Annotated in this window: 22 protein-coding genes; 10 read left to right on the forward strand and 12 right to left on the reverse strand. The window is 35.3% G+C overall.

Annotation, left to right across the window (positions count from 1 at the left end; translation table 11 throughout):
- Positions 1-129: 129 nt before the first annotated feature.
- The 4 genes from B3C16_RS14915 to B3C16_RS14930 form a co-directional block, all read right to left on the reverse strand.
- Entirely contained in the window at positions 130-726 is a 597-nt protein-coding gene (locus B3C16_RS14915; protein ID WP_121313755.1) for a 3'-5' exonuclease, read from the reverse strand.
- Position 727: 1 nt separating this feature from the next.
- Positions 728-2,644: a DUF294 nucleotidyltransferase-like domain-containing protein gene (locus B3C16_RS14920; protein WP_121313754.1), complete on the reverse strand. Its 1,917-nt coding sequence runs from the start codon at positions 2,642-2,644 to the stop codon at positions 728-730.
- A gap of 243 nt (positions 2,645-2,887) precedes the next feature.
- A complete protein-coding gene (locus B3C16_RS14925) occupies positions 2,888-4,414 on the reverse strand; it encodes a DEAD/DEAH box helicase (protein ID WP_121313753.1) in 1,527 nt (508 codons plus the stop codon).
- 75 nt (positions 4,415-4,489) lie between these two features.
- Positions 4,490-5,005 (reverse strand): DUF6155 family protein, encoded by a 516-nt coding sequence (locus B3C16_RS14930; protein ID WP_291132995.1) that lies wholly within the window; start codon positions 5,003-5,005, stop codon positions 4,490-4,492.
- An 83-nt stretch (positions 5,006-5,088) separates the two neighbouring features.
- Between B3C16_RS14930 and B3C16_RS14935 the strand changes: the two genes are divergently transcribed.
- Both B3C16_RS14935 and B3C16_RS14940 read left to right on the forward strand, forming a co-directional pair.
- Positions 5,089-5,373: a DUF3817 domain-containing protein gene (locus B3C16_RS14935; RefSeq protein ID WP_121313751.1), complete on the forward strand. Its 285-nt coding sequence runs from the start codon at positions 5,089-5,091 to the stop codon at positions 5,371-5,373.
- Entirely contained in the window at positions 5,366-6,628 is a 1,263-nt protein-coding gene (locus B3C16_RS14940; RefSeq protein WP_291132997.1) for a mechanosensitive ion channel family protein, read from the forward strand. The genes B3C16_RS14935 and B3C16_RS14940 overlap by 8 nt, the downstream gene beginning before the upstream one ends.
- On the opposite strand, the gene B3C16_RS14945 is transcribed toward B3C16_RS14940, so the two are convergent.
- Complete coding sequence (locus tag B3C16_RS14945; RefSeq protein WP_291132999.1) at positions 6,622-7,014, reverse strand: acyl-CoA thioesterase; 393 nt, start codon at positions 7,012-7,014, stop codon at positions 6,622-6,624. The genes B3C16_RS14940 and B3C16_RS14945 overlap by 7 nt on opposite strands.
- Before the next feature lie 237 nt (positions 7,015-7,251).
- On the opposite strand from B3C16_RS14945, the gene B3C16_RS14950 reads away from it, so the two are divergent.
- The 7 genes from B3C16_RS14950 (at position 7,252) to B3C16_RS14980 (ending at position 14,391) form a co-directional block, all read left to right on the forward strand.
- Positions 7,252-8,544 carry an OmpA family protein gene (locus B3C16_RS14950; RefSeq protein WP_121313748.1) on the forward strand — a complete coding sequence of 431 codons (1,293 nt, stop codon included), beginning with the start codon at positions 7,252-7,254 and terminating at the stop codon, positions 8,542-8,544.
- A 181-nt stretch (positions 8,545-8,725) separates the two neighbouring features.
- Entirely contained in the window at positions 8,726-9,124 is a 399-nt protein-coding gene (locus tag B3C16_RS14955) for a glyoxalase (RefSeq protein WP_121313747.1), read from the forward strand.
- A 239-nt stretch (positions 9,125-9,363) separates the two neighbouring features.
- Positions 9,364-10,077 (forward strand): esterase family protein, encoded by a 714-nt coding sequence (locus B3C16_RS14960; protein ID WP_121313746.1) that lies wholly within the window; start codon positions 9,364-9,366, stop codon positions 10,075-10,077.
- Positions 10,078-10,162: 85 nt separating this feature from the next.
- Entirely contained in the window at positions 10,163-11,110 is a 948-nt protein-coding gene (locus B3C16_RS14965) for an ATP-grasp domain-containing protein (protein WP_291133003.1), read from the forward strand.
- Positions 11,111-11,138: 28 nt separating this feature from the next.
- Positions 11,139-12,248: a carboxylate-amine ligase gene (locus tag B3C16_RS14970; protein WP_121313744.1), complete on the forward strand. Its 1,110-nt coding sequence runs from the start codon at positions 11,139-11,141 to the stop codon at positions 12,246-12,248.
- Between the two features lie 115 nt (positions 12,249-12,363).
- Complete coding sequence (locus B3C16_RS14975) at positions 12,364-13,188, forward strand: type 1 glutamine amidotransferase (protein WP_291133005.1); 825 nt, start codon at positions 12,364-12,366, stop codon at positions 13,186-13,188.
- Between the two features lie 9 nt (positions 13,189-13,197).
- Positions 13,198-14,391 (forward strand): hypothetical protein, encoded by a 1,194-nt coding sequence (locus B3C16_RS14980; protein WP_291133007.1) that lies wholly within the window; start codon positions 13,198-13,200, stop codon positions 14,389-14,391.
- Here the strand turns inward: B3C16_RS14980 and B3C16_RS14985 are convergent.
- The 7 genes from B3C16_RS14985 to B3C16_RS15015 form a co-directional block, all read right to left on the reverse strand.
- Positions 14,388-14,936, reverse strand: a complete 549-nt coding sequence (locus tag B3C16_RS14985) for a hypothetical protein (RefSeq protein ID WP_291133009.1) — start codon at positions 14,934-14,936, stop codon at positions 14,388-14,390. The genes B3C16_RS14980 and B3C16_RS14985 overlap by 4 nt on opposite strands.
- A 47-nt stretch (positions 14,937-14,983) precedes the next feature.
- The gene (locus B3C16_RS14990) at positions 14,984-16,201 is read right to left on the reverse strand and encodes an ATP-grasp domain-containing protein (RefSeq protein ID WP_291133010.1); all 1,218 of its coding nucleotides are present in this window, start codon (positions 16,199-16,201) and stop codon (positions 14,984-14,986) included.
- Between the two features lie 3 nt (positions 16,202-16,204).
- The gene (locus tag B3C16_RS14995; protein ID WP_291133012.1) at positions 16,205-17,626 is read right to left on the reverse strand and encodes a leucyl aminopeptidase family protein; all 1,422 of its coding nucleotides are present in this window, start codon (positions 17,624-17,626) and stop codon (positions 16,205-16,207) included.
- A gap of 9 nt (positions 17,627-17,635) precedes the next feature.
- A complete protein-coding gene (locus tag B3C16_RS15000) occupies positions 17,636-18,778 on the reverse strand; it encodes an alpha/beta hydrolase (RefSeq protein WP_291133014.1) in 1,143 nt (380 codons plus the stop codon).
- 188 nt (positions 18,779-18,966) lie between these two features.
- Entirely contained in the window at positions 18,967-19,464 is a 498-nt protein-coding gene (locus B3C16_RS15005; RefSeq protein WP_291133016.1) for a DUF2231 domain-containing protein, read from the reverse strand.
- A gap of 74 nt (positions 19,465-19,538) precedes the next feature.
- Complete coding sequence (locus B3C16_RS15010) at positions 19,539-20,921, reverse strand: sensor histidine kinase (RefSeq protein WP_291133018.1); 1,383 nt, start codon at positions 20,919-20,921, stop codon at positions 19,539-19,541.
- A gap of 170 nt (positions 20,922-21,091) precedes the next feature.
- The gene (locus B3C16_RS15015; RefSeq protein WP_291133020.1) at positions 21,092-21,760 is read right to left on the reverse strand and encodes a response regulator transcription factor; all 669 of its coding nucleotides are present in this window, start codon (positions 21,758-21,760) and stop codon (positions 21,092-21,094) included.
- A gap of 600 nt (positions 21,761-22,360) precedes the next feature.
- Here B3C16_RS15015 and B3C16_RS15020 point away from each other — a divergent pair.
- On the forward strand, positions 22,361-22,780 hold the full coding sequence (locus B3C16_RS15020; protein WP_291133022.1) for a helix-turn-helix domain-containing protein: 420 nt from the start codon (positions 22,361-22,363) through the stop codon (positions 22,778-22,780).
- Positions 22,781-23,022 lie beyond the last annotated feature (242 nt).

Below are 23,022 nucleotides of genomic sequence, written 5' to 3' on the forward strand. Positions count from 1 at the left end.
TCAGTTACAACAAATCCGGATACCGGAAGAAAATATTACACTAATATGTTAATAAAAAAATAGTTTGATTATTGTTTTGTTTGATTTTGACAGATCGCTAAAGCCCGTTTCCCCAAACGGGCTTTTTAGTTATTTAAAACCTAATCTTGTTTTCAATTTTAAAAACAATAAAGCAATTGAATAAGCATCATCAGAAGCTGAATTTCGCTCATTTACAGGAAGTTTGTAGTGTTTAACTAAATCCTCTATAGAAAAGGATTTATTAGTGATATCCATTAATTTTTGATGCATGATTTCAATATCTAAGGCTTCATTTTTCAATTTGCCGCATTCCATTTTCTCGAGCGCTTCATTAATCAGTTCGATATCAAAGTGTATTCGGTGCCCCACTAAAACCGCATTTTCAATATATTCTACTAATGCTTGAATGGCGTTATATTCGGAAAGTTTAGGCAACTTACTTTCGATTAAAAATTCATTGGACAAGCCATTATCATGTAAGTATTTGTATTGTAAAATTACTACTTCAAAATTGTCTCCGATTTTAATCACATCATTTATCACAGCGATAGCGCCAAAAGACAGAATTACATCTTTCTTCGGATTTAAACCGGTGGTTTCAGTGTTTAGAATTACGTACCTATTGGTTTTGGTTTCAAACTTTGACAAGTAGGTTTTCCAAAAGTCGGGGTATTCTTTATTGATATTTTTAATCCAACCCAGCATATTAGGAGAATTGTGTTAATTGAAATTTATCCTTGATCAGTTCTTCTAATTCTCTCATTGGAGCTAAGGCATTTTTTAATTTTTCTTTATCAACTTTGGTAAGTTCTTCAATATTGATAAAATCTCCGGAATTGTCATTTTTTAAGCCTTCTAAAGTTCTAAATTTAGACAATATCAAGAAAGCATCGGCACAATTCAAATAGATTTCAGAGAATTTAGGATCAATTAAAGCCAATTGTTTGAAACGTGAATAAGTATTGTTGATTCCTCTTAAATTCATGCTGATGGCAAAAAGTCGAGCACCATCAACTAATGGCATGATAGCTCTATTTTTGATATCAAATTTACCTTTGTTTTCACCTTCTTCTTCCAAATTAAATTTTTTGAAAAAGTTAAGCGGTGGATTTTTGCGAAGTGCATCATTGCCAAGATAATCAAAGAACAGCGCATTATTTTTAGTATTGCTAAAGATCAAATCGGCAATAGTATCTTCAATTTTTCCTTCACCAAAAGCAATTTCAAAATCAAAAAAGATACTACTGATATCATTGGAAGTTTCTCCCGGTGTTTTCATCCAATTATTGTACTGTTTCATCCAGTCGCTCAATGATTTACACCAAAGCATATTGCTCGCCATATGGCCATTTGGACAAAATTGGTAACCTACTTTTTCCAAAATGGTTGTAGTTCTTTTGGACAATTTCAAGAAATAATCTTTAACATCACGGTATTTTTCCGGTGCTACATCTTCAAAAATCAGAATACTGTCTTGGTCGGTTAACAAAAGTTGTTCTTTTCGCCCTTGACTTCCAATACTCAACCAAGCAAATCGCGATGGAGGAGAACCTAAGTCAAGAATTGCCAATTCTACTGAACGTTTTATAATTGCGGTGATAATTTCGCCAGTAATATTATAAATATGAGGAAGCGGAATATTTTTAGCGATTGAGGATTGAATCAAATCGGTTAGTTTTTCACGGACCAATTTCAATTCTTTAGGCGATAGGGAACGTTTAATTTCCTTAATTAAAACGCCAGGATTATTAGCTTGCGCAACAATTAAGTCGTGTTCAGAAATAATACCTTTTACTTCAGATTTATCAGAACCATCATTAGTGACACACAAATGACTGACATTGTATTTCAATAATAACAATTGGGCTTCAGCAACAGAGACATTTTCAGGTACTGTAATTACTGGCGACGACATAATTTTGTCTACAGTCGTTGAAATAGGGAAGCGTCCATTGGCAATTTTGGTTCTGAAATCAGTATCAGTAACAATTCCAATAGGGCAATTTTGTTCAATAATGATAGCGCTGTCGATTAAATTTTCGGTCATCAATTGGGCAGCATCTTTCACAGCTGCATTTCCGGCAATTTTCAGAGGCGTTTTATTATAGGCCAATGACTGAAAATATTGTATTTCGTTGGTTTGATTTTCAGTGTAAACGTTGTCAGTGATAAGCTTTCCGCGATTTTCTTTGTCAAATGGATTACGCGTATTGGTGGCAAAACTTTCTAATAAAAAGTCCAAAACTTGAGGGTTTTGTGCCACAAAAGGTTTGAAGGCACTAATAGGAACAGCATAAACAATGCTGTCTTCACGTGATTTGGCGGTCATCATATAATTGTTTTTAGCAAAAAAAGGACGCAGACCAAAAACATCTCCGGGATAACATTTGTTTAATAAAGTTTCTTCAGAATCGGCAATCACAGAAAGATTAATTACTCCGGAAGCTACAACATAAAAACTATCATGTAATTTATCATCAATTTTGAATAAAACTTTGTGCTTGTCCAAGTTGACAACGCCAATATTGGTTACAACTTGAGTCAGTTCATCATAACTCAAATAATTAAAAGGCGGATATTCTTTTAAAAAGTTGGCAATATTTTCAGCAATTGAATTACTCATAGCATTAATTGAATTTAATCAGATTGATTTGACTGCACAAAAATAGTAAAGGTTTAGGCAAGTTAGAGAGTGATTGTTAAAAAACATTTCAAAACTAAAGAAAGCAATAGTGTTGTATGTTTTAAAAATTCTATTTTACATAATATAAATTATAGTTTTAAAAGTATGCGTTTTTGTGTTTTAATTATCATTTGTAAATATCTGTAAAATAACAATCTAATTTACCTTACTTAAACTATCGTATTATAAATTTAATTCACGAAACTTTTTTCCTATTGCTAAAGTTAATTTGGTTTTATAATCTTCAATTAACCATTCGCGGTAATTCTTACTCGTTTTTCCTAAGCAATTTACAAATCGTCTGACGCGACTTTCAATATCATCGCCTAAAATTTTAGACAACATTCGTGCCGCATTCAAATCTGAAGTATTTTCAACACACATTAAAGCATGTTGGTTAATCGATTTTTCAAGGACTTCTTTAGAACGCAAATTTAAAGCCGCATTCTTTTTAAATTCTTCTTCAATATCCATATCAATGTTAGAAGTTTTGGCAAACAATTTACGCGTTACTTCCGGCATGGTATATTTGAAACCGTATTCAATTTCGGCATCATCACGCAGACTTTCCAAGTAATATTCCGGAGATTTAAATATATGCTGCCAATCAACTGGATCATTCCACAAACCAAATCGCAAAGCATTGTTTCCTAAGTCGATAACGGTAAAATTATCTTTGTGTGGCAATTTACGCGAACCACGACCAATCATTTGAAAATATAAAGTCAATGATTTCGTAGCTCGATTTAAAATTATGCTTTCCACTGTTGGTTCGTCAAATCCTGTGGTTAAGATGCCAACCGAAGTTAAAATGGCGTCCGGAGTCTTTTTGAACCATTGTAAAATATCTTTTCTATCTTCAGCTGACGTTGTATTGTCTAAGTGTTTTATTGGATAACCGGCTTCTTTAAAAGTATCGTACACATACAACGAAGTATTGATACCATTATTGAAAATCAACGTTTTTTTGCCCAATGATTTCTCCGTATAAGCATGCAATAATTTTTCTTGCATGATCATATTCATATACAAATCGTCGGAAGATTTTACGGTATAATCACCGTTGATTCCCACTTTAAGCGAAGTCAGTCCAACATCGTAACTGTAAGTCGTAGCTTTCGCCAAAAAGCCTTTGTCTATAAGCGATTGAATGGTGTCGCCTACAATCAATTCATCATAATTGTGATGCATTGGCAACTTAATATTAGAACTCAAAGGCGTTGCAGTAACCCCTAAAATGAAAGATTTTTTAAATTGGCTGAGCAGTTTCCGAAACGAATTATAATGCGCTTCGTCAATAATCACCAAACCTACATTATCAATCATCAGTTTCTCATCGTTTAAACGATTTTTCAACGTTTCCACCATCGCTACAAAACAAGAATATTCATCTTGATCGGGCAATTCTTTGATATTACTGTTGATGATTTTGTTTTTGACATCAAAGCCTTTAAGCATTTTGGAAGTTTGCTTGCAAAGCTCAATTCGGTGTGTTAAAACAACCACTTTCTTATCGTGTTGGGATAAATAACGGCGAACAATTTCGGAGAAAATTACGGTTTTTCCACCGCCGGTTGGCAATTGGTACAACAAATGATGGTTTTCCGGACCATTATCTAATCGTTCAAAAATTTTGTCAATATCGCCCTTTTGGTAACCGTAAAGTTCCTTTTTCTCTTCAATTTCGGCGTTAAAATCTTTATGAGACATGGTGATTTGTACAATTTTGCAAAAGTACACCTAAAAAAGAGTTCTCACACAATTTAATTTCCAAATAACAAAAAATTAATATTCGAGTCTTTCTACAACGGCCATAAACTCGTACTGATTGAACCAGTTTTGAGCAGCACTTTCATCTTTGACTGCCACTACTCTATTTTTAAAGTCATGCAGAATTCCCTTTTCTATCATAAAGCTAACTGCTTGCTGGTAAGAAGTCAGCATGCTTTTGAAAAATAATTCTTGTTTAACTACCTTTTCAGCAGAAAAAGTCTGCGCAATTTCAATATTGTAAAGCATGATATCGGCAATGATAAAGGAATCAACGCCCAGTGATATGAAGTGTTTGATGAATTTTTGGGCAACAGAACGACGCATTTTAGATTTCTTTCCCTTTACCGGAAAATATTCGTTAGAGATTTTAAACTTAGCTTCACGAACCAATTTGTCTTCATTGGGATTAAAGGCAAAATCGTAATAAACTTTTACATCACTGAATTTGTCGTACAGTTCTATAATTTGCTCTTCCAATTGCGCTTTGGAAAGTTCATTCAGGTATTTCTTCAAATCTCTTTTACTCATCTCATTTTTATACTAACAAAAGTAAACGCTTTTTGGTTCTTTATTGATGTTATTACTTAATTTTGCGTTTAAATAAAAAAAACATGACCAAACTTTTCAAGTTCACTGCCATTGCTGAAGGAATATCCTATTTAGTTTTATTTTTTAATATGTTAGTAATCAAACCTTCCAATTTGGATTTGTATAAAACATTATTATTCCCAATAGGAATGGCGCATGGTGTTTTGTTTATTGGTTATGTGGTATTGGCATTTGCTATTTTTAAAAGTCAAAAATGGAGTTTAAAAGAACTTGCGATAGTTCAATTGGCGTCATTATTTCCGTTTGCTACTTTTTATGTAGAAAGAAAATATGTGAAGAATGCATAAAATCGTCGATAAAATATTTGGTTGGAGTTATCCGCTGTTCAAAAAATGGGATTTTGGCGAAACACTATCTTCCTATTTGAGTTTGGCGATAAACATCGTGGTGCTAATGATAATTGTTTATGCAATCTATCGGGTATTCCGATATGTATTGGTAAGAAGTATGATAATCATTGCCAGAAGGACCAAAACCAGATTCGATGATTTATTGGTCTCCAATAAGACTGCTAAATACATTGCCCATTTGATTCCGCTATTGTTTATCTACAAATCAGTTCCAATTATTTTAGAAAACTTTGTTTATTGGGAAGGCATTTTCGGAAAACTCGTTGGTATTTATATCGTATTGCTGACTTTGTGGATTATCAAAACCATTCTTAATGCTTTTCGTGATCATTTAAAATCAAACCCGTCTTACAGTGATAAGCCTATTGATAGTTACATTCAGGTTATCATGATAGTGTTGTGGGTTTTTGGTTTTATCATGATTATTTCCAAAATATTTGAAATCAGTACCGGTGCAATGTTGGGAACATTCGGAGCTATTTCTGCTATTATCATTTTGATATTCAGAGATACCATTTTGGGATTTGTAGCCAGTGTTCAGGTTTCCTTAAATGATATGGTTCGCATTGGTGATTGGATTACATTTGACAAATTTGGTGCCGATGGAGACGTAATCGAAATAAATTTGGCGACCGTAAAAGTTCGAAATTTTGACAATACTACCACTACTATTCCAACTTACAGCATGATTTCAGATTCCTTCAGAAACTGGCGCGGTATGCTGGATTCGAATGGTAGAAGAATCAAAAGACACATTTTAATTAAGGCCAACAGCATTCGTTTTTTAAACGAAAAAGAATTAAGAGAGTTGAAGAAAATCCAATTGGTAACCAATTATATTGAACACCGTCAAAATGAAATTGAGAAGTTTAATCAAATGCACAATATTGATAAATCACTGCTTATTAACGGAAGGAATATGACTAATTTTGGGTTGTTCCGAAAATACATTACCCAGTATTTAAGCCAATATCCGGGTTTGAATAAAGATATGATATTGCTTTGTCGACAGTTGCAACCAACGCCGCAGGGAATTCCATTGGAAATTTATACTTTTTCGAATGATAAGCGGTTTGAGAATTACGAATACATTATGTCCGATATTTTCGATCATATTTTTGCTTCTATTCCCTATTTCGACTTAGAAATTTATGAAATGCCTTCCGGTAAAAGTGATTTTGTAGATCAATAACCGGTCAATCTGTCCTGAATATATTCGATTTGCGTTTTTCCGTGTGGTTTTGGTTTCCCATCCGAGCCAAGACTTACCATAGTAATAGAGTCAATAGTGATAATGATTTCACGTGTCATCATGTTTCTTACTTGACAAGTCAAAGTCAATGAAGAACCACCGAATTTAACAACATCTATACCTATTTCAATAATGTCACCTTGCTTAGCCGAACTTCTGAAATTAATCTCAGACATGTGTTTGGTTACAATTTTAGGATTTTCCAATTGAATAATGGAATAGAGAGCCAATTCTTCATCTATCCAAGCCAATAGTCTTCCACCAAACAAAGTGCTGTTAGGATTTAAATCTTCCGGTTTTACCCATTTTCTGGTATGAAATCTCATATTAATCTGTTTTTATTAGCAAAACAAAATTAACCATTTCAGTCAGAGCACTTCCAAAAATTGGCAAATCATTAACCGAAATCGATTTCAAAGACACAGCCAATATTAATTTATGATTAAATTTAGAATTAAAACCTAGTCACTTCTGCCATTAATAGGTAAAAAAGTTGATTATTAATTGTAAACATTTATATTTGTAATGATTTTAACATTTTTAATAATCGCAAATAAACATATATGAAGAATTTTCTACTACTTTTAACTGCTATTTTTTCCTTTAATTTTTCAAATGCACAAGTCGCAGTTGATACTACCGGTACTTTAGGAGATAGTTATAACAGATGGACTATAGATGTTTATGCCGGACAAGCCAAAGGTATTAAACCATATGCTGACGGTTATTACTCAAGCGATCCTTCTAGATCTTTCGGTGGATTTCAAGTAAATTCTTTCGGAGCAGCTGCTCGCTATATGTTAAGCCCAAAGTTTGGTTTAAAAATGGATTTAAATTATGATAAATTCACCAATCAAAAAGGCAGTGGAAGTTTAGACTTTGAAACTTACCAATACAGAGTAGGATTTCAAGGTGTTGTCAATGCGGTTAGATTGTTTGGATTAGAAGATTCTGTCGGACGTTTTGGTTTGTTATTGCATGGAGGTCTTCAAATATCCAGAATGCACTCAGACCTTTTAGACAAAGACGAACTTAATGGCGGATTAATCGTTGGATTTTCTCCTCAGTTCAGAATTTCAAACTCTCTCTCTGTTGTAGGCGATATCAGTCTTTTGAATAATTTCAGACAACATTTGAGTTGGGATGGATCTTATGCCGACAGCTCAGAAAACTTATCAGGACAAATGATTGTTATGACTCTTGGACTTTCTTATTCATTCGGTAATGAAAAAATCCACGGAGATTGGGCAATTATTCAGGATAAGAAAGACAAAGAAATTGAAGCTCTGAATGGCAGAATCGGTGAAATTGAAACCTTAATGAATGATTCTGATAAAGATGGTGTTCCTGATTATTTAGATGCTGAAAACAATTCTCTTGCCGGAGTTGCCGTGGATACAAAAGGAAGAATGGTTGATAAAAACACGAATGGTGTTCCTGATGAATTAGAAAAATACATTGACAATACAATTACCAACAATAATAATGTTGCTTTGTCTAAAAATATGATTGAGCAATTAATCAATGAAGGTTATATTGCTGCTTATTTTGACAAGAGTAACTCACAACCTACACCTGCTTCAGCAGACAACATCGGATTTGTGTTGAACTACTTAAGAAATAATCCAACGGCATCTGTAGAGATTTCGGGTTATGCTGACGAAGTTGGGGACAGTGCTAAAAATGAGAAACTGGCTTCTACAAGAGCTGAGAATGTCAAAGCAATCTTAATCAAAGCCGGAATCAATCCTTCAAGATTGAATGCTAAAGGAGCCGGAATTGACAGCTCAGTCGATAAGAACTCTGACTACGCCAGACGCTTAGTTCGCAAAGCGGTATTCAAGATAACTAATTAACAATTAATTATTAATAACTATAAAATGACCTCTGTTTTACGACAGAGGTTTTTTTATAACTTTAAAAAAACAATGGAAGCCAGTGATATTTGATATTAAGAGGAAAACTACCAGTGACAGTAAGGTACGCGAACTTTAGTCCGCTTTAAATAACATATAAACCCACTAATACAATCCCGATATGGAAGCCAGAGATAACAATGTTCTAGAGTTAAGAGGAGAATCTTTAGGAACGATAACCAGTCAGTCCTCGCTTGAGGAAGTTTTTCAAAACAAAACCCTTCGCCCTATTTTAAAGTTACAAAATGATTTGTTCATTCAAGTTTTTATCAATTATGCAATGAAACAAAAGAATGTTTTCTTTTCACTTACACCCGAAAAGAAAATGGCCTACGTAGAAAATGTTATCCAAAGAGATATCAAATTCAGAAACTCTTTGAAAGGTATGGTTATTGCCTTTTTTACTTTGGACGAATATGCAGAATATATCCAAAATTCTTCCAATATCAATAAACGCATGATGAATATGTTGATTGAAAGACTTAAAAGTCAAATTCAATTAATTGAACTCGTAGCCTAATTGGTTATATTTTTATGCTACAAAAACAGTTTTAACTACTGTTTATCTATACTTACGGGATTTATATTGTTGTTATTCTTGACAATAATTAAATTCCGTATTTGTATTTAGTGCTTTTTTTGGAGAATTTTCAAAAACTAAATATCATTAAATATTTTATCGTAAAACTTAATAAGATTCAAAGTTTTACATATTTCACAACAAATTTTTCATTATAATTGTTAAAATGAATAACAATTATGAAAGAAGAATATTTTAAATGGTATTCGCCTAATTTGAGCCGTGAAATCGAAATGTTGGTTTTTGGACATTCGGGATATCCGGTAATCCTCTTCCCTACTTCTATGGGAAGTTACCACGAAAATAAAGACCAAGGTTTAATAGAAAGTGCCCGATGGTATATTGATCAAGGTTTGATACAAATCTTTTGTCCTAATAGCATAGACAAAGAAAGTTTCTACAATAAAAACATCCATCCTGTTCATCGCATCCAAAACCATGTTTGGTACGATAAAATGATTTGCCACGAAATTGTAGAAAAGATAAGAAATAACACTTACGCTGGAAAAGTAGCGGTAGCCGGCTGTAGTTTTGGTGGTTATCATGCAGCAAATTTTGCTCTCAAACATCCGGGTTATGTCAGTCATATGTTTTCGCTAAGCGGAGCCTTTTCCATTAAAAGTTTTATGGACGGTCATTGGGACGATAATGTATTCTACAATAGTCCGGAAGATTATTTACACGGATTAAACGACGCTGAATTATGGAATATGGACATCATACTCGGCACTTCCAATTGGGACATTTGTTTTGATGCCAATTTGAAGTTGAGCAAAATTCTTTCCCAAAGAGACATTCCGCATTGGTTAGACGTTCGCCAAGACCGAGAACACGATTGGCCGGTTTGGCGCGAAATGTTTCCACATTATTTATCCAGAATTAAGTTTTTTTAAAATAATAAGTAAGACAAAACAACCCGAGGCATTTGATATTAAGAAAAATTAATAATCGGAGCGCAGCGGAATAAAACAAAAAGTTATGAAGAAAATTGGTATTTTATTCGGAATGGAAGACACTTTTCCTTATGCGTTTATCGAAAGAGTAAACTCAAAAAACGAAAAAGGAATTATCGCTGAAGCCGTTTCCATAGACAAAGTAGTGCAAAACAAAGGTGGTGAATATGCCGTAATTATAGACAGAATTTCACAAGACGTTCCTTTTTATCGTGCGTATTTAAAAAATGCTGCACTCACGGGAACCAACGTAATCAATAATCCATTTTGGTGGAGTGCCGATGATAAATTTTTTAATAATGCTTTAGCGGATACACTTGGCGTTCCACTACCAAACACGGTAATTTTGCCTTCTGCGGAACATCCGACCGATACAACTTCAAAATCATTCAGAAATCTTAAATATCCTATGGATTGGGAAGGTATTTTCGAATACATCGGTTTTCCGGCTTATATGAAACCCTATGCCGGTGGTGGTTGGAAAAATGTTTACCGATTAGAAAACAAGGAAGAATTTTGGCAAAAACACCAAGAAACCGGACAGTTGGTAATGCTTTTACAAGAGGAAATTGTCTTCGATGATTATTATCGTGTGTATTGTTTGGGCGGAAAGGCCGTTCGCATTATGCCATACGAACCAAGAAATCCGCACCATTTAAGATATGTAGTCGAAAATCCAAATACGGACAAAAAACTAATGGCAACGATTAAAGATTACACGCTTCGTCTTTGCAAAGGTTTAGGTTATGATTTCAATACCGTTGAATTTGCTGTTCGTGACGGAATTCCATACGCCATCGATTTTGGAAATCCTGCTCCGGATGCAGAATATACTTCAGTTGGTGCCGAAAATTTTGAATGGGTTGTAGAAGAAGCGGCTAAAATGGCGATAGCTTTCGCTAAAAAGCAAAAACCGGGCAAAATCAACTTGACTTGGGGCGATTTTATCAAAAACGCAGCCGCAGAGAAATAACACTTTCCTTTAATTTAAAAGTGAAATAATGACGAAGAAATTACCCGTATTTACCTTAGGTGTAGAAGAAGAATATCAAATTATAGATCCTGAAACCCGCGATTTGCGCTCACATTTATCCAAAATTGTAGATGGTGCTAAAATCATTTTAAACGAGCAGGTAAAAGCCGAAATGCACCAATCCGTCGTTGAAGTTGGAACCAATATTTGTAAAAACGTCAAGGAAGCCAAAGCCGAAATCCGCTTTCTGAGAAGTAAAATAGTAGAATTGGCCTCCAAACAAAACCTAGTTGTCGGTGGCGCCGGAACACATCCGTTTTCTCGTTGGCAAGACCAACCTATTACTGACGATCCAAGATACCATCACATTGTCAACGAATTGCAAGATGCAGCACGTTCCAATCTGATTTTTGGGATGCATTGTCACGTCGGAATAGAAAATCGTGAAATTGGTTTGCAGCTAATGAATCAGGCGACTTATTTCTTACCGCATATTTTTGCGTTGTCTACCAATTCACCTTTTTGGGAAGGAAGAAATACCGGGTATAAATCCTTTAGAACCAAAGTATTTGATAAATTTCCACGAACCGGTTTACCGGAATATTTTGACAGCGTTCAAGCATATGACAATTATTTAGAAACCTTGGTCAAAACCAAATGCATCGACAATCCGAAGAAAATTTGGTGGGATTTGCGTTTGCATCCGTTCTATGACACGATTGAATTTCGTATCACAGACATGAGTTTGACCGTTGATGAAGCGATGTGTATTGTTGCCGTCATTCAAGCCATTGTTGCAAAATTATACAAATTGACTATGGCAAACACCAGTTTCAATATTTACAGAATTGCTTTGATTAAGGAAAATAAATTCCGTGCCGCAAGATATGGCGTTGAAGGCAATATGATTGATTTTGGTTTGCAACAAGAAGTCAATACCAAATGTCTGATCCTCGAATTACTTGAATTTATTGACGATGTGGTTGACGAATTAGGCAGTCGTGACGAAATCAACTACGTTCACACCATTCTAAATGAAGGAACCGGAGCCGATAAACAATTAGCTGTTTTCAATTACACGCAAGATTTGACAAAAGTAGTTGATATGATTACCAGCGAATTTACCAGAGGTTTATAGTTGTACGTTATAAGTTGTAGGGCAATATTTGTTGATCGCCTTTTGAAAACTTACAACCCAGAACATACAACCCACAACCATAAAAGTTATCTTTGCATTACCAAATTGTAAAAAAATGAGTCACCCCATTCGCATAGCGATTTTAGATATGTACAACGGAGAACCGAATCAAGGAATGCGCTGTATTATTGATATTGTCAACCGATTTAACCAAATAGTTACCTTTCAAATTTTTGATGTCAGAGGAAAATCAGAGTTTCCGGACATTCAGAAATATGATATTTTTATTTCCACCGGCGGACCGGGAAATCCTTTAGAAGGCGATGGTTGGGATTTAAAATGGTATGATTTTGTGGATCAATTATGGCATTGGAATAAAGAACAAAAAGTTAAAAAACACATGTTGTTTATCTGTCATTCTTTCCAAATGGCTTGTCATCATTTCGGATTGGCAACAATCAATAAAAGAAAGGCTACTTCTTTCGGCGTAATGACCATTCACAAAACAGAAGCCGGAACCAACGACCCGGTTTTAGAAGGTTTGAATAATCCTTTTTATGCCATTGATAGTCGCGATTACCAAGTGGTTCAGCCTAAGCTGAGCATTTTCAGCAAAAAAGGTGCCATGATTATCGCTTTGGAAAAAATGAGAACGCATGTAGAATACGAACGTGCCATTATGGGAGTTCGTTTTTCGGATGAATTCGTTGGCTTGCAATTTCATCCCGAAGCTGATGCGTTGAGTTTTGTTGCCAATTTAAAAAACAGAGAAAGACGCGAACACATTATCGCCATGAAAGGTAAAACCAAGTTTCGCGATATGTTAGAAGATTTATTAGACGAAGACAAAATCTATAAAACCAACGAAACCATTATTCCGAATTTCTTACGCATAGCCATTAATGACTTGATGAAACATAGAAAATCACTTTCCAATTAGATTTATACAATGAATCAAAAATTTCGCCAACAATTCAACGACAACTTTACGGTGGTCAAATATGATGCCATGCAAGCTGATATCAGTTCAGATTTCGATTATACAGTGACTTTCCGAATTGGTGAATCTCCTTTTTTTATTCCGAATTCGTTAAAAGAACAATTGCTAGAAGGTTGTCAAGAAGTTATTAATTTCATTCAAAAGGACGATTTTAAATCACTTACTAATAGAGCTTTAGAATTAAACAGAAAAGTACCAAATGAAGACAATCACACTACCTTTTTAGCGATTGATTTTGGCATTTGTGAAGAAGATGGAGCAATTGTACCAAAGCTGATTGAAGTACAAGGTTTTCCTTCGTTATTCAATTTTCAGAATCATTTGTCCCAAAAATTTGTCAACCACTACCCTTTTCTGTCTGAGTTGACGCCATTCTTAAGCGGATTGAATCCGGAAAGTTATTTGAGACTAATCGAAGAAGTAATTTGTAATAATTTTCCAAAAGAGAATGTGATTTTATTAGAAATCGAACCTGAAAAGCAAAACACGAAAATTGATTTCTATTATTGTCACAGCGATTTAGGCATTCCAATTGTTTGTGTAACCGAATTGTATGAAAAGGGAAATCAACTCTTTTATAAAAATACTCAAGGCGAAGAAACGCAAGTGAAGCGCATATACAATCGCGTGATTTTTGACGAATTGGATTTGCGATCCGATTTAGCATTGAACTTCGATTTCTCGAAAGAATACGACGTAGAATGGGCCGGTCATCCGAATTGGTTTTTCAGAATCAGTAAGTTCATTTTGCCTTATTTAAAAGGAAAATATTTTATCGATACGACTTTACTCTCTGACTTAAATGAAATCCCTGATGATTTAGAAAATTATGTTTTGAAACCATTGTTTTCTTTCTCAGGAAGTGGCGTGATTTTCCATGTAAAACGCGAAGATATTGAAGCTGTAGAAGAAAAAGATTTATACATATTACAGAAAAAAGTCAACTATAAACCCATCATTCAATCACCAGACGGAAAAGTAAAGGCAGAAGTTCGAATATTAGCGGTTTGGAAAAAAGACGCGCCATCTCCTACTCTAGTAACCAATTTAGTTCGATTAAGTCGTGGCGAAATGATCGGTGTCAAATTCAATAAAGACAAAGATTGGGTTGGTGGAACGGTTGGCATGTTTGAACAAGACTAACCTAAATAAGTCTTCTTTACTTCCAAAAAGGTCTTGGAAGTATTTACCAATTCAGTTACAATTTCGCTTCGCAAAGTTTCCAAATCTTCATATTGCAGATACTTTGCCCAATCGTCTTGGGTCAAGACTTCTTTGATAGTTCTGATGGTTTTAGCAGTATCTTTGGCGTTTCTTAAAACCACTTTTTCATTGTCATCTGCCGAGAGTTTGTGGTAAAAATTAACTTCTTTGGTTTCCCTATTTACTTTGACATAAAACAACTTCGAAGTGTCATCATTAGAATAAAAATCAGTCCAATGAGCGAAAGCAACCGTGATGTTTTGGTTTTTAAATTCCGTTAATGGAATCAATCGCCAATGACAATTCGCCACTCTTCCCCAATGATTGGAAATGCGATACAAACCTTCAATCGTAAAAATATATTGACTACCGGATTGACTGGTATAATTGATTTTTAAATCCTTTATTTGGGAAAAAGGCACTTCTTTCCAAATACAAAATGTATGCGAATGGAAGTTGAGTTTGGTATAGGTTTTATTGGTCATAAATTTTTAACACAGATTATTCTATTATGCTTAAATCTGCGTATTTATTAATGTAACTTCTTTACCGCTTCTTGCTGAGCCGTAGTTGCAAAATCTCTGATCAAACGATCAGCGTAATTGTCAAGCAATTCTCTGACACGAGCGTGATTATCGCTTTTTACAATCAACCCGGCGTGGAAATCTAAAGGTACACGGAAACAAACCTCAGTATCATTAAAACCGGATAAATCAGGATGTTCAAATTTGGACAACGTCAGTACAATCCCGGCGAATTCTTTTTTGATGGTTGGCAATTTGTATTGTTTGCCTTTGACTAACGCATCTTCTATTTTGGCCCATTCGCTCCAAAGATTTACACCTGAAGCCGCCTCAACCATTTCGGCTAAGTGCGCGCCTCCAACACGCGATGCCGTTTCTAAAAAGTAGATTTTACCATCATCATAGCATTTGATAAACTCGGTATGGTTGGCACCATGTTGCATGCCAAAAGCTTTTAAAACTTGTTCGTTTTGTTTTTTGATGGCTTTGTCGTCTTTGGAATCATAAGGAATATTGGCACTTCTGAAAATACCGCCGCCTTGGGAGATTTCCATTGGCGTTGCCAAATATTGAGACCTTATAGAGAATAACGTTTTGCCGTGCCAATTCAATCCATCGCAGTGATAAACAGCACCAGGTTTGAATTGTTCCACCAAATATTTGATTCGATTATCGCCTAATCCGTGGATTTTTTCCCAAAGTTCGGCTGCAGAATGAACCTTCATAATTCCCGAAGCCGAAGCTTCCGAACGTGGTTTTAAAACCCATGGTGGCGCAACCGTATCGGCAAATTCATTAATTTCAACATCATTAAACAACGGACTAAAAGCAGGAATCGGAATACCTGCGTCTTTGGCTCGCATTCTCATCGCCAATTTGTCTCGGAAATACCTTCCGGTGGTTTGTCCCATTCCGGAGATTCTTAGATTCTCACGCAAATAAGCTGCCTTTTCCACATCAAAATCATCTAATGCCACTATGCCGTCAATCTTTCTTTCGCGCATTAAACCGGCAACACCGGCTAATAATTCCTCCAAATTCCAATCAACATCTTGTCCGGGCATAAAATATATTTCGTCTATGTAATCAAAAGCCCACGGTTTGTCGCGCAACTTTTCCGAAGTAATTAAATAGACTTTATTGCCCTGTTTCTTCAAATTAATTAAGAAATCATTCCCTTTAAAATAGTTGGAAATACAAATGAAATTTTTGATTGGATTTTCCATATGCTATAGATTTTCAATAAATTTAGTAATTAAATGTACGCCATAAGCTGTTGCATGTTTGGTCTTAGCGAATTCATCATCGCCAAAAGCCACGCCGGCTATATCCAAATGTGCCCACGATTTATGGTCTTCGGTGAAATATTCTAAAAACTTCGCTGCCGAAATCGCTCCGGCAACCGGTTTACCCGAATAGTTTTTCACATCGGCAATCTCGCTGTCGATATCCGGTTTGTATTCATCCCAAAGCGGTAATTGCCACAAACGCTCACCGATGGCGTCACCTGATTGCTGTAATCTTTTGGACAACTCTTCATTATTGGTAAACAAACCGGCGCATTCGTAGCCTAAAGTGCCAATGACACTTCCGGTTAAAGTAGCTAAATCAATCACCGTTTCCGGTTTGTAATTTTTAATCAAATACGATAATCCATCGACTAATATCAATCGGCCTTCAGCATCGGTATCAATGATTTCTATCGAATGTCCGGCATAGCTTTGAATCACATCACTCGGCATAAACGAATGCGCATCCACCGAATTTTCACACGCAGGCACAATAGCAGTCACGCGATAAGGCAATTGCAAATCAGCTATCAATTGCATTGCGCCTAAAACTGCTGCGCCACCGGCCATATCACATTTCATTTGAACCATTCCGGCGGTTTTAATATTCAATCCTCCGGTGTCAAACGTAATTCCTTTCCCAACCAAACCGATATGTTTCTTCGCTTTTTCGGGTTTGTATTCCATGATGATGAATTGCGGTTCATTGGCACTGCCTTTGCCAACCGACAGAAAAGAATGCAAACCTATTTCAGTTGATTTTGCTTTCCCAAAAACGGTTACTTCAAAACCATATTTTTCACCGGCTTCGGTGGCCCAATCGGCTAAGTATTTTGGGTTGACTTTATTAGGTGGTAAATCAACCAAGTTGAAAGTTTCTAATTGCGCGTTGGCGATTTTGATTCCTTTGTTTATCGCTTCTTCTACATCGTTTTTGGCCAAATATTGCAATTCGAAATTGTCTTTTGCTAAAGGATGCGTTTCATTTTTCTTGTAATGACCTAAATCATAAGTTCCTAAAACCAATCCGGAAACAGCTGCTTCTACTTCATTCGGATTGAATTTTTCCGGAAAAGCCAAAGCTACATTTTGACCGAAAACCTCTTTTTGTTTGGAAGCAATTCGTCTGAAAATGGTTTTAATCGATTTGTAATCAATGGCTGCACCTAAACCAATAAAGACATGAGTGCAATCGTATTTTTCGACTAAATAATGCGTGTCTTTTTTTCCGTAAAATACCTTGGAAGAAACTGTGGTGCCGTGGTATTCAATTGGCACTATACTTTTAGCATTGGTTTCATACACCGGAATTAAAATGGTTCCGGTAAACCCGTCAAGGGATTTTATTTGTTTTGTCTTCATAATTCTAATTTATTCTTCTTTAGTACTAAAATAAAGCCATTCTATTGCTTTTGGGAATTCATCGCTCCAATATCTCTCGTTGTGTTTGCCTTCCATATTGAGGCTTAAACGCACTTTCATTTTATCGGCGAAACCTTCTTTTTTGAGTAATCGTTTTTTAAAATGCTGCACGTGATCAATCATGGTCGTACTTTCATCGCCACCGGCATAAAGATAAATTCGCGTTTCTTGTGGTTCGTCCATGTCCAGGAATGACAATTTGATTTTAGGAACAACCCAAAGCGATGGCGAAAATATCATCAACTTGCCAAAGATTTCCGGATACATAATCCCCGAAAAAATGCTGACCAATCCGCCCATAGAACTGCCACCAATTCCGGTGTATTCGCGTTCGGGTTTGGTTCTGAAATTGGCATCTACAAAGGGTTTCAACGTTTCGGTAACAAAACGAATGTACTTTTTGCCTTCGCCACTGCCTAAAACGGTATTGCCGACATTGTATTCTTTAATCCTTTCTTTTTCAGCATGTTCAACTGCTATAATGATGATTTTGCCAATCTTGTATTCCGCCATTACAGCGAGTTTTTTATCGATTTCCCAATTGCCGTATTTGGCTTTTTCATTGAATAAATTTTGGGCATCTTGAAGATACAACACCGGATAAGTCTCTGTTGTCTTTTCATAATCATGAGGCAACAATGCCCATACTCTGCGGGTTTTATTCAATTGCGGAATTTCGAATTCTTCAGAAATCAAATGAACTTTCGGTAAAAACTTTGATTTAAATGGTAACCAATTGTGTCGCCATTTGGCCACATGCTCTTTGCGCACGCCGTTGTGTTGTTTGCAACTTCTGTTTTCAGTACGATTCCCAAATTTATCTATTTCGACTTCGCTCCAATCGCCGCGGGTAAATTTGTATAAAAGTTCGTCGGGATAAGTAAAATCGTGGGCAAACTTGTAATGATACAAACCTTGCCCTACGCGTTCCATTTCAAAATTCTTGTCTTGAGTTACCCAATTATTGAAGTTACCGGAGATATAAACCGGTCTTTCGTCGTCTTCGTCAGTAGTTAAAATAATATTGAGTTGGGGTTCAATAATTTTCTTGAGTGCTAAATCTTCCGTTACATTGTCATCAGTGCTGCGCATGCTTAATCTTTATTTTACATAGAACGTAAATATACTTTATTGCTGCTTGCTAACAAAGCGTTTCAAAAAAATTAGCAGATAATCGATAATGCATATTTTTTATTGAAATATCTTAATTTATATCGCTTTAAAATAAAAAAACCTAACAGAAATAACTGTTAGGTTCGTTTATAGTAAGTTTAAAAAGTTTAATCTTCTTCCTGTTCGCCTCCATTTTCAGGAGCAGCAATTTCAGGACTGTTGGCATTGGCTCTAATCTCTGTATGGCGAATTTCACCACCTGAAGTACCAACATTTTTTACCAAGACTACTGTAACTATGGTTAACAGTAAAGTTATCCACGTAAATAATTTGGCTTTAGAATGGTTTTTAGCGGTGGCAATTAAGGACAATAGCGCGAAAGCTCCCGTAACATAAAGTATCAAAACAAACTTCTCTGCTAATTCTTCGTGCTCGTGAATTATTTTTTTACCAACGCTTGGCATGTCTTCTACCAATTCTTCTGCACCTTCACCGGTTGACATTGATGCAAAGCCAAAAACAGCTGCCACAATCAGTACAACAAATGCCGTGTTCTTTACCGCCTTGTTCTTTAATGCAATACCGGCAATTAAAATGCCCAATCCAATAATCGTCCCGATGATTGGAAAATGGTTAACTAATAGGTGTAAGTGAGCGTCGTTCATGGTTTTGTTGTTTAGTTTAATTCAAAAATACTCATTATTTACTTTGCGGAACATGATAATTGTCACATTGTCAATTATTTAATAAAATCTAAAATGACTTTGGTTCCTTTGTTTTCTTCGCTTTCTATTTGCAAATCTATTTGAAGTAATAACGATAATCTTTTTACAATGGACAATCCCAAACCTGTTCCTTTGATTTCCGGATGTTCGTTTGATTTAGAACGATAAAATTGGTCAAAAATCTTCTGCAAATCTTCTTCTGCAATACCAATTCCTTGATCAGAAACAGAACAAATCAATTTATTTTCGGTTTCAATGATGTCAAAGTTGATGGTGTCATTGGGTTTAGAATATTTCACCGCATTGGTTAAAATGTTGTTTACTATAATGCCAAGCAAATACGCATCGGTAGTAACATAAAAATCTTTCGGGAAGTTGGCCACACATTTAATTTTCTTCTCGCTTATAATGGTTGAATTTCGAGAAATAACATCGAGGAAAATGGCATTTAATGAAACCTTTTCCAACTTTAAAGTTTGTTTTTGGTTTTCGAAACGAGCCAATAAAAGCAATTCATCCACCAAGTGATTCAAACGATTTACTTCATTAATACAAAAGTCTATTTTTTCTTTATATTCCTCAGGATTACGAGGTTTACGAACTAACACTTCTAAAGTTCCTTTAATAACTGCCAATGGTGTTCTCAGTTCATGCGACGCATCTGATGTAAACTGTTTTTCGCGTTCAATGGCATTCTCTACCCTATCCAATAAGTTATTGATAGTTTGCGATAAGATAAACAATTCATCACGATTTTGAGGCAACGGAATTCTCGATTTCAGATTGTCTTTTGTAATATCATTAGACGTTTCAATGATAGTACTTATTGGCTTTATACTTCTACCGGCGATAAATCGTGCGATGAGAAACAGCACTAATAATATCATTGGATAAGCAATCAGCATAATGGTAAACAAATTGTTTAAAACCATTATGGAATCCTCAAGCGACATGGCTACAATCATGAAGCCAATGATTTTTGTACCTTGATAAAGCGGTACTTGAATTTGTCTTACCGAAATGTTTTCTAACTTAGTGTCAAACAATTCATTCACAGGCGCACTAGCTTTGTAGGTCAGTTGTTTCTGTTTTAGGTTGGGTGATTTTTCCACCATAGCGCCTAATTCGTCAACAAATTGAATAAAAGCCGGACTGACCTCTACTTTGTTAAACTGACTGGTCTTCCACTCTTCTTCCTCAATCAGTAAAACGCAGTTTTCTATGACTTCAATCTCTTTTAAATGCTTGGTTACTTCGGTTTTAATTTCGTTATCAACTCTAACAGACACACTAAAGCGCACTATAGAATAGATAGCAAAGAAGACCACCAATATCAACAAGGCCGTTGTAATGATATAATTGGACGCGATTCTGTTTTTAAATGAAAATTGTTGCATTTACGGTCAAAATATATAATTGTGCATTTTATTTTTAGCTTCTGAAAAAATTTAGCCACAGATTACACAGATTATTCAGTGCTATTTTTAAATCAGTGCCAATCTGTAACATCTGTTAAATTCGTGGTCAAATAACCTTCCAAACCTTTAGACTTCAAATTCTTATTGGCTCATTCGTCATTAGCAATATACCCAACACCACGAATGGTTTTGATATAATCTTCTTCCACTTTAAGGTTTAGTTTTTTTCGTATGGCGTTCATGAATACGTCGATTACGCCGGTATCATATTCAAAATGAATGTCCCAAACGTCTTGTATGATTTGGGTTCTAGAGCAAACCGTTCCTTTGTTTTTAACCAAATAATGAAGCAAATCAAACTCCTTTTGCGTAAGCGACACTTCTTTCTTATCCACGGTAACCTGATGCTTTTGCAAATTAATTTCTACCGGACCAAGCGTTAAGATTTCATTTTCGGGTTGGTCACGCAACTGTACTTTAATGCGTTCTACCAGTTCGTCAAAACTAAAAGGCTTTTTGATATAATCATTAGCACCACTTTTTAACCCTTCTACGGTTTCTTGCACCGTGTCTTTGGCGGTTAGGAAAATGATGGGCACTTTGGTGTTTTGCAATCGAATGGCTTTGCAGACTTCTACGCCGGTCATTTTGGGTAACATCCAATCGAGTAAGACCAAATCAAATTTTTCATTTTGAAAAAGCTCTAACCCTGATTTCCCATTGTTGGCCGAAGATATTTGATAGCCTTCCTCTTCCAAGCCTTGCGTTAGGAACTGAACAATTCCTTCTTCGTCTTCTACTATTAAAATGTGCTTCATTGATCGTTGGGTTTGCTGTGCTAATGTAGTACATTTTATGTTTTCACGGTGCTGACCGCTTTGTTTTTAAGGGAAAATTAATTTGCAAAATTGATTGTTTATAAAGCTTTGATATACCTATAGGCTTACTACCTGTTAAACTATTTGACATAATGCATGTTTTGATATACTCCTCATATAGTAAGTAGGGCTTTCCTATACAGCAGCTATATACTAGCTATGAACTAGAAGCGTTAGGAGTTGGGAGATTGTGGTTAACTGTCACCATTGATGCTTCATCTATAAGGGAGCTATATAGGAGCTATGGCGGAGGTATGGACTAGCTAAACCAGTAAAGGTCAAAAGATTTTTTTACCTGACTGCCACCGGCAGTCCTCCTTTTAATTTCAAACCTAAAATAACTATACAGATTATTAAATAAATCCTATTATAGTTATACAAATATAATTAGCTTCGCTCAATTCGCCTTTGGCTCGGGTACTTAATCCTAAACTTACTATACTGCTTAATAAATAAATCCTATCATAGCTATTCATTTTTGACTACAAAATAATACCGAATTGCATAGTAAGTATTATTAAATCTTTTTATATTTGGATTATGGAAACTACTACAAAACCAAAGCATATTGGCCGTAATATCAGCCGTATCAGAGAGCTTCGTGGAATGAAGCAGGAAGCACTGGCTATAGCTCTAGGCGTTAGTCAACAGACCATTTCAACTATCGAAAACAGCGCAACTGTAGAAGAGGATAGATTAGAACAAATTGCTAAAGAATTGGGAATGACTACAGAAGCGATTAAAAACTTTTCCGAAGAGAATGTTGTAAATTTTTTCAATAGTTTTTATGACAATAGTGGTACGAATAGTGCCTTTGGTAACAATAACCAAAATCATTTTAACTTCAATCCTATTGATAAGCTAGTTGAAGCATATGAAGAAAATAAAGCTTTGTATAGAGAATTACTTCAATCCGAAAAAGATAAAGTAGCTTACTTAGAAAAATTACTCAATAAATAAAACCACAATTATTAAAACAATTAGTGTTTAATAGCCTTTCGAAAGAAAGGCTTTTTTGTTTGCATTAATTGTTGATAATTATAACCTCAAAGATTAAAGATATTAAAAATTTGTAATATTTTTACATACATTAGCAACAGTAAATGGATATGACAGCAATCATACTTATCTTGCATGAATTAGATGGATAAGTATGATTTTGTAATACATATAAACTAGTTAGCGTCCATTCCAAAGTGCAG

This window comes from Flavobacterium sp. UBA7682 (assembly GCF_002482945.1).
In the GTDB taxonomy this organism is placed as follows: Bacteria; Bacteroidota; Bacteroidia; order Flavobacteriales; family Flavobacteriaceae; genus Flavobacterium.